3 protein-coding genes and 1 pseudogene are annotated in these 1480 nt (G+C 60.4%); 2 read left to right on the top strand and 2 right to left on the bottom strand.

Annotated elements, in window-relative coordinates:
* On the top strand, positions 1 to 228 hold a 228-nt coding region (locus tag E1N52_RS43700; RefSeq protein WP_165979312.1), incomplete at its 5' end, for an ATP-binding protein.
* 115 nt (positions 229 to 343) lie between these two features.
* Here E1N52_RS43700 and tnpB read toward each other — a convergent pair.
* Both tnpB and tnpA read right to left on the bottom strand, forming a co-directional pair.
* Entirely contained in the window at positions 344 to 553 is a 210-nt protein-coding gene (gene tnpB / locus E1N52_RS43695) for an IS66 family insertion sequence element accessory protein TnpB (protein ID WP_133191258.1), read from the bottom strand.
* Positions 550 to 1008 (bottom strand): IS66-like element accessory protein TnpA, encoded by a 459-nt coding sequence (tnpA, locus tag E1N52_RS43690; protein ID WP_246089481.1) that lies wholly within the window; start codon positions 1006 to 1008, stop codon positions 550 to 552. Before tnpA ends, tnpB begins: the two co-directional genes overlap by 4 nt.
* A 31-nt stretch (positions 1009 to 1039) precedes the next feature.
* On the opposite strand from tnpA, the pseudogene E1N52_RS45220 reads away from it, so the two are divergent.
* Positions 1040 to 1174, top strand: a pseudogene (locus E1N52_RS45220) (IS110 family transposase); the annotation flags it as partial.
* Between the last annotated feature and the right edge of the window lie 306 nt (positions 1175 to 1480).

Below are 1480 nucleotides of genomic sequence, written 5' to 3'. Positions count from 1 at the left end.
CTGCTGCAGACCCTCGTCCATCAACGCTACAAGCAACGCCGCAGCATCCTCGTCACGTCCAACCGCGTCGTCCAGGACTGGGGGCGCTACCTTCGCGACAGCACCATGGCTTCGACGATCCTTGACCGTCTGCTGCATCGCTCCAAACTCCTCGAGTTTGAAGGCAAGAGCTATCGTCTCCGTGAAGCCGCTGCCAGGCTTGCCGTCACTGAGGAATCCGACGCATAATCCGCTCGTCCTGCCTGGGGGAATTTAGCCGCCCACAAGTGGAGGAGTTTGAACTGCCCATCGGGGGCATCTAAAACCCTCTGATCCGCGAATAGGAGTTGCAGTATGAATCCAGCTAGTTCGCGAGCAGCCAGATTCCGTCCTCCGTAGCCCAGAGAATCTTTACCAGATCGCCCCGACGGCCCCGGAAGATGTAGACGTTGCCGGCCAGCGGATTCTCCTCAAGCGCGGTTTGCACCTTCGCAGCCAACCCCTGGAACCCGCATCGCATATCAGTGACGCCCGCAGCGATCCAGATGCGCGTGCCTGCCGGTAGGGAGATCATGAGCGCAGACTGCCCAGCACGATCCGCAGCATATCGGCATCTACCAGGCCGTCCACTCTAACCACCGCACGACCGATCCTGATCTCGATCGTGCCGACAGGTGGTACAGGCTTCGCGCTCTGCACTTGCGCTTCTGCCGGGGCTGACGCGATGACCTCCGTCGGCGTGTCGCTTAGCAATACGACCGGAATGAGCCCGGCAGATCGAGCTTGCTGATCGGCCAGATATCGCCGTCGCCAGGTGAACAGCATGTTCGCGTTGATGCCATTCTCCCGAGCCAGCTTTGCGACTGATACGCCCGGCTCGCAAGCGGCCGCTGCCAGTCGCTCACGAAGCTCCCGGGGGTAATTCGGGCGCCCCGTTCGTGTACCCGGCTTCTTCTCTGCAGACTGTGTCAAAGTGATGCCCATCAGATCGGAAATGATGGGCACCACTTTGATGCCGCCCTCAGCCACCGTCTATAACGGCCGGAACGAGTCGCTTACGCTGATTCACGGCGCTCGTGCTGTTATCCGTATGGCAGCCAACAAACCTGAAATGACCGATTCGTGGGTCATGAAACTATGTCGACGCCGACACAAAAAAATCGCCGCCGTGGCGCTTGCAGCAAAGAACGCCCGAACGGCGTGTGGGGGGCGACAATTATGTTGGCCGGTCGTTGACGTTTGTTTTGGCCGGTGGTCAGGAGTCGGAGGCGGCGTAGCCGCCGGAGACGACGAACCACCGGCGGCGCCGCGTCGGCGGGGCAATAGGATGGCTGATCGATTCTTAAAGAAGAAGCGGTCAGCACATGTCTGGAACCCGCATCACCGACCAACAGGTTCGCCTCTACATGAACAAGCGCAAACACCATCCGCAGGAACTCGCGGCCGCGAAGGCAGGAATAAGCGTGCGCAGCGCACGCCGCATCGAGCGTGACGCGACGTT

Source organism: Paraburkholderia guartelaensis, assembly GCF_004353905.1.
In the GTDB taxonomy this organism is placed as follows: Bacteria; Pseudomonadota; Gammaproteobacteria; order Burkholderiales; family Burkholderiaceae; genus Paraburkholderia; species Paraburkholderia guartelaensis.
Note: the sequence above shows the minus strand (reverse complement) of the source record. Positions and strands in the feature narration are given on the sequence as shown.

What these genes read in the sequence shown, in the direction of transcription:
- tnpB (WP_133191258.1), bottom strand. Translation starts at nt 553, where the DNA reads ATGATCTCCCTACCGGCAGGCACGCGCATCTGGATCGCTGCGGGCGTC.